Source organism: Streptomyces sp. NPDC059080 (genome assembly GCF_042739975.1).
Classification (GTDB): Bacteria; Actinomycetota; Actinomycetes; order Streptomycetales; family Streptomycetaceae; genus Streptomyces; species Streptomyces benahoarensis.
Map to the genome: position 1 here is coordinate 179,462 of NZ_JBHYGX010000006.1, position 5,606 is coordinate 185,067.

The window sequence follows — 5,606 nt, forward strand, 5'->3', positions numbered from 1 at the left end:
CAGCGCTCTGCTGTCGAGGCGCCCTGCGCCCCGCGGGGGGGGGGTGTCTATGACGCGCCGCCCCCGCGCCCCCCCCCCCCCGGGGCGGCCCCCCCCCCCCCCCCCCGGCGGGGCGTGCCAAGGGCTGCGCGGGGCGCGCGCGGCACCCGCGTACGCCCCTGGCGACTACGCCCCCTGACGCACCGGAATGCTGGTGAACGTCGGCGCGGGCGCCGGGTCTTGGAAGAAGTCGTTGCCCTTGTCGTCGACGACGACGAAGGCGGGGAAGTCCTCGACCTCGATCCGCCAGACCGCCTCCATGCCCAGCTCCTCGTACTCCAGGACCTCGACCTTCTTGATGCAGTCCTGGGCGAGGCGGGCCGCCGGACCGCCGATGGAGCCGAGGTAGAAGCCGCCGTGGGCCGCGCAGGCGTCGGTGACCTGCTGGGAGCGGTTGCCCTTGGCGAGCATGATCTTCGAGCCGCCGGCCGCCTGGAACTGCTCGACGTACGCGTCCATCCGGCCCGCGGTCGTCGGGCCGAACGAACCGGAGGCGAAGCCCTCGGGCGTCTTGGCCGGACCGGCGTAGTACACCGGGTGGTTCTTCAGGTACTCCGGCATCTCCTCGCCGGCGTCCAGCCGCTCCTTGATCTTCGCGTGGGCGATGTCACGGGCGACGACCAGCGTGCCGGTGAGCGACAGCCGCGTCTTGACCGGGTGCTTGGTCAGCTCGGCCAGCATCTCGTCCATCGGACCGTTCAGGTCGACCTTCACCGCGTCGAGGTCCGGGCCCGCGCCCTTGGTCAGCTCCTCGTCGGTGGTCTCCGGCAGGAAGCGCGCCGGGTCGGTCTCCAGCTGCTCCAGGAAGACGCCCTCGGCGGTGATCTTCGCGACCGCCTGACGGTCCGCCGAACAGGACACCGCGATGGCCACCGGGCAGGACGCGCCGTGCCGCGGCAGGCGCACCACGCGCACGTCGTGGCAGAAGTACTTGCCGCCGAACTGCGCGCCGATGCCGATCTTCTGCGTCAGCTCGAAGACCTTCTCCTCCAGCTCCTTGTCCCGGAAGCCGTGGCCGGTCGGCGAGCCCTCGGCAGGCAGCTCGTCCAGGTAGTGCGCGGAGGCGTACTTGGCGGTCTTCAGTGCGTACTCGGCGGAGGTGCCGCCGACGACGATCGCCAGGTGGTACGGCGGGCAGGCGGCCGTGCCCAGCGAACGGATCTTCTGCTCCAGGAACTTCATCATGGAGGTCTCGTTGAGGACCGCCTTCGTCTCCTGGAAGAGGAACGACTTGTTGGCGCTGCCGCCGCCCTTCGCCATGAAGAGGAACTTGTAGGCGTCGCCGTCGTTCGCGTACAGCTCGATCTGCGCCGGGAGGTTGGAGCCGGTGTTCTTCTCGTCCCACATGGTCAGCGGGGCCATCTGCGAGTACCGCAGGTTGAGCTGGGTGTACGCGTCGAAGATGCCGCGCGAGAGCGCCTCCTCGTCGCCGCCCTCGGTGAGGACCTGCTGGCCGCGCTTGCCCATGACGATGGCGGTGCCGGTGTCCTGGCACATCGGGAGCACGCCCGCCGCCGCGATGTTGGCGTTCTTCAGCAGGTCCAGCGCGACGAACCGGTCGTTGGCGCTGGCCTCCGGGTCGTCGAGGATCTTGCGGAGCTGCGCGAGGTGCGTCGGGCGCAGGTAGTGCGCGATGTCGTGCATCGCCTCGGCCGCCAGCTTGCGCAGCGCCTCCGGCTCGACCTTGAGGAACGTACGGCCGTCCGCCTCGAAGGTGCTCACGCCCTCCGACGTGACCAGGCGGTACTGGGTGGTGTCCGCGCCTACGGGGAGCAGATCGGTGTAGGCGAATGCGGGGCCGGAGGGGCGGGAGACGGGGGGCATGGGGGCCATTCCTCACTCGACAGGGGGTTCCGCTGGCATCTGCGGCAGCACCGACCAGCGTAGAACCCTGACGGGACGCGACGGCTGTGAGGTAAGGCTCAGTTGCCCTGGGGGCGTACGAGGGGCGGCGGTGCGCCCCTGAGGGGCGCCCTGACGCGCCCCGGACGCCCGCCCCGAGGCGTCCCTGAGGCCGGTCCCTGAGGCGCCCCGGAGATGTGCCCCGACGTGACCGGATGCCTCGAATCCCTGTTCGCGATGTATCGCGTTTGGGTATGTTGGGGCCGTGGATGCTGACAACCGGGGGACCGACCCCGCGACCCCCGCCGGACCGCGCGACGACAGCGGTCGGCAGCCCGCGCGTCAGGAGCGGCGGCCGGTCGACATGACCAAGCCCGTCGCCGAGGCCGACCTCCGGGCGTCGGACGCGGACCGCGACCGGATCGCCGAGATATTGCGGGAGGCGCTGGCGGAGGGACGGCTGGACGCCGAGGAGCACGCCGAGCGGATCGACGTGGTCTACCGCGCCAAGACCCTGGGCGAGCTGGAGCCGATGGTGCGGGACCTGCCCGCACCGGGCCACGCGGGCCACACGGCGCCGCAGCGGCCCGCCGCCGAGGCGCACGCCGCGCCGGTGCCGGACCAGAGCCTGGTCGCCGTCTTCAGTGCCTCGACCCGTAAGGGCCGCTGGCGGGTCCCGGCGCGGATCAACGCCGTGGCGATCTTCGGCAGCGTCGAGATCGACCTGACCGAGGCGCTCTTCCCACAGCAGCAGGTGCAGATCAACGTCACCGCGATCTTCGGCAGCGTCGAGATCCGCGTCCCGGAGAACCTCACCCTGCGCAGCAGCGGATCCGGCGTGCTGGGCTCCTTCGAGGTGGCGACCAACGACGCGGTCGAGCCGGACGCCCCGGTCGTCCAGGTCAACGGCTACGCAGTCCTCGGCAGCGTGGAGGCCAGGCCCAAGCGCGGCGTCTGGGTCCGCGACCTCATAGGCAAGCTGCGCGACGACCGCCATCAGCTCCGCGAGCAGCTGCGCGAGGACCGCCGCGACCGCCACGAGGCCCGGCGAGCGGAGCGGTACGACCGCCACGACCGCTTCCGCAAGGACGGCCACTGAGGGCGGGCGGCCCGGGGTGGCCCAGTGGCCCAGGGCGGTCCGGCGCGGCGTAGGCGTCCCCGGGGCGGCCCGCGATGCCCGCCGTACGACGGCGTCCGGACCGCCTCGCGGTGGCGCCCCGGAGCCCCCTTCCCGATCACCACGGTGTGCATAAGCGCGGGTACAGCGGGTAGGGCTGGGGGCATCGTCTCTCGTACGGCGGCGGGCTGCGAAGAGCCGTGCGCAGAGGGACGGACCAGGGTGCCGCCCACTTCGCCGAAGCCGTCGTCAGGAGTAGACCGTGCTGCTACCGCAACAGCCCCTGCAGGCCGCCGCTGCCGTCCCGTCCCAGCGAGTCCCCTCACGTGACGAGGCCGGCCCCTGGCATGCCGAGGCCGCCTGCCGCCGGGACGAGGCCGGACTCTTCTTCGCCCCGTCCAAGGAGCCCACCGCCGCCCGGCTGGCGCGCGAGGAGGCGGCGAAGCGGGTCTGTGCCCGCTGTCCCGTGATGCTCGAATGCCGGGAGCACGCCCTGCTCCAGCCCGAGCCGTACGGCGTCTGGGGCGGCCTGACCGCCGCCGAGCGGCGCGTCGTCCTCACCCGGCGACGCCGTCGCGAGGCCGATATCCCGCGTCAGACCCGGATGCCGGCCGCGGGCTGAGCGCGGGCGGCACGGCGCGCGTCCCGGGGAGCAGCCGAACGGCTCCCGCCGGGACGCACGCGGTGCGCCGCCCGCCGCCCGGATCAGCTGGGGCGCTCGAAGTCCACCGTGCTGTACGCGCGCAGCTTCGACAGCCGGTGCTGCGAGTCGATCTGGCGGATCGTGCCGGACTTCGAGCGCATCACCAGGGACTGCGTGTAGGCGGTGTCCGCGCGGTAGCGGACGCCGCGCAGCAGGTCGCCGTCGGTGATGCCGGTGGCGACGAAGAAGACGTTGTCGCCCTTGACGAGGTCGTCAATGGCCAGGACCTGGTCCAGGTCGTGCCCGGCGTCGAGGGCGCGCTGCCGCTCCGCGTCGTCCTTGGGCCACAGCTTGCCCTGGAAGGCGCCGCCCATGCACTTGAGCGCACAGGCCGCGATGATGCCCTCGGGGGTGCCGCCGATGCCGAGGAGCAGGTCGACGCCGGTGCCCTCGCGGGCGGCCATGATCGCGCCGGCGACGTCGCCGTCCGCGATGAACTTGATGCGGGCGCCGGCCTCCCGGACCTCCTTGACCAGGCCGTCGTGGCGCGGCCGGTCCAGGATGACGACGGTGACGTCCTCGACGGCGGAGCGCTTCGCCTTGGCGATGCGCTTGATGTTCACCGCGACGGGCGCGTTGATGTCGACGAAGTCGGCGGCCTCGGGGCCGGTGGCGAGCTTGTCCATGTAGAAGACCGCGGACGGGTCGAACATGGAGCCGCGCTCGGCGACGGCCATCACGGAGACGGCGTTGGCCATGCCCTTGGCGGTCAGCGTCGTGCCGTCCACCGGGTCGACTGCCACATCGCACTCGGGGCCGGTGCCGTCGCCGACGCGTTCGCCGTTGTAGAGCATCGGGGCGTTGTCCTTCTCGCCCTCGCCGATCACCACCACGCCGTCCATCGACACGGTGTGGATCAGGGCGCGCATCGCCCTGACCGCCGCACCGTCGGCGCCGTTCTTGTCACCGCGCCCGACCCACCGGCCCGACGCCATGGCGCCGGCCTCGGTGACCCGGACCAACTCCAGCGCGAGGTTGCGGTCGGGGGCCTCGGGGCTGACCTCTAGGGGGGACGGGAGCTGATGCTCGGACACGAGCGCACCTTTCTGTACGGCTACTGCCGCAGGTCTGAGGGTGTCTACGATTTTATCGGTACGCCGCGAAACTGGGCAGGCGGGCCTTCGCATGAGCGGTGCGGCGACCGTCGGGAACGGGCCGCACCCGGGGCATTTCCCTGGTGCCGCGGGGGCCGTGTCCTGATCGTCCGGGCCATGGGGGACGATAGGGACGTGGCTGGAATGCGAGGCAGACAAACGGTACGGGACATGATCCTGTCGCTGGCGGTGATCGGCGTGCTCGTCGCGGCGATCTACTTTTTCATCCCGCACGACGACAGCGGCACCGCGGAGATGAACGCGGTCCAGACCGTCGACACCCGCGTCGAGATCGCCACGGCCCGCCGGGCGGCGCCGTACCCGGTCGCCGCGCCGGAGGGGCTGCCGAAGACCTGGCGTGCGACCTCCGTGTCGTACCGCGCGACCGAGGACGGCAAGGGCGGTGCCTGGCATCTGGGGCTGCTCGACCCGGAGGAGCAGTACGCGGCGGTGGAGCAGAGCGACGCGCCCGCGGAGAAGTTCATCCAGGACGTCACGCTCGGCGCCACGCGCGCCAAGGGCGAGCAGGCCGTCGGCAGCAAGAAGTGGAACCGCTACAAGGGCGAGAAGTACAACGCGCTGGTACGCGAGGAGCCCGGTGTGACGACGGTGGTCACCGGCACCGCGCCGTACGGCCGCCTCGCCGAGCTGGCGGCGGCCCTGGTGGCGAAGAAGGGCTGACCGGGCCCGCGCCCCGGAGAGACGACGAAGGCCGCCGCACCCCGGCCGGGGGCGGCCGGGCCCGGGGTATCCGCGGCCCCCCGCGGCGGGGGGCCGGCGGGGGGGCGGGGTCGGCCGCCTCGGGGTCGGT

5 protein-coding genes are annotated in these 5,606 nt (G+C 72.3%); 3 read left to right on the top strand and 2 right to left on the bottom strand.

The features are described from left to right. Nucleotides 1-165: 165 nt before the first annotated feature. Nucleotides 166-1,863 (bottom strand): fumarate hydratase, encoded by a 1,698-nt coding sequence (locus ACFWWQ_RS07095; RefSeq protein ID WP_384591421.1) that lies wholly within the window; start codon nt 1,861-1,863, stop codon nt 166-168. A 283-nt stretch (nt 1,864-2,146) separates the two neighbouring features. Here ACFWWQ_RS07095 and ACFWWQ_RS07100 point away from each other — a divergent pair, with 283 nt between their 5' ends. Together ACFWWQ_RS07100 and ACFWWQ_RS07105 are read left to right on the top strand one after the other, a co-directional pair. Then, entirely contained in the window at nt 2,147-2,980 is an 834-nt protein-coding gene (locus ACFWWQ_RS07100) for a DUF1707 domain-containing protein (protein WP_384591424.1), read from the top strand. 280 nt (nt 2,981-3,260) lie between these two features. Then, a complete protein-coding gene (locus ACFWWQ_RS07105) occupies nt 3,261-3,620 on the top strand; it encodes a WhiB family transcriptional regulator (protein ID WP_030288011.1) in 360 nt (119 codons plus the stop codon). Nucleotides 3,621-3,703: 83 nt separating this feature from the next. On the opposite strand, the gene glpX is transcribed toward ACFWWQ_RS07105, so the two are convergent. After that, nucleotides 3,704-4,735 carry a class II fructose-bisphosphatase gene (glpX, locus tag ACFWWQ_RS07110; protein ID WP_384591428.1) on the bottom strand — a complete coding sequence of 344 codons (1,032 nt, stop codon included), beginning with the start codon at nt 4,733-4,735 and terminating at the stop codon, nt 3,704-3,706. Between the two features lie 204 nt (nt 4,736-4,939). On the opposite strand from glpX, the gene ACFWWQ_RS07115 reads away from it, so the two are divergent. Further along, on the top strand, nt 4,940-5,476 hold the full coding sequence (locus ACFWWQ_RS07115; RefSeq protein WP_384591653.1) for a DUF4245 domain-containing protein: 537 nt from the start codon (nt 4,940-4,942) through the stop codon (nt 5,474-5,476). Nucleotides 5,477-5,606: the final 130 nt, after the last annotated feature.

Coding starts and splice junctions, on each gene's coding strand:
- ACFWWQ_RS07115 (WP_384591653.1), top strand. CDS start 4,940: ATGCGAGGCAGACAAACGGTACGGGACATGATCCTGTCGCTGGCGGTG.
- ACFWWQ_RS07095 (WP_384591421.1), bottom strand. CDS start 1,863: ATGCCCCCCGTCTCCCGCCCCTCCGGCCCCGCATTCGCCTACACCGAT.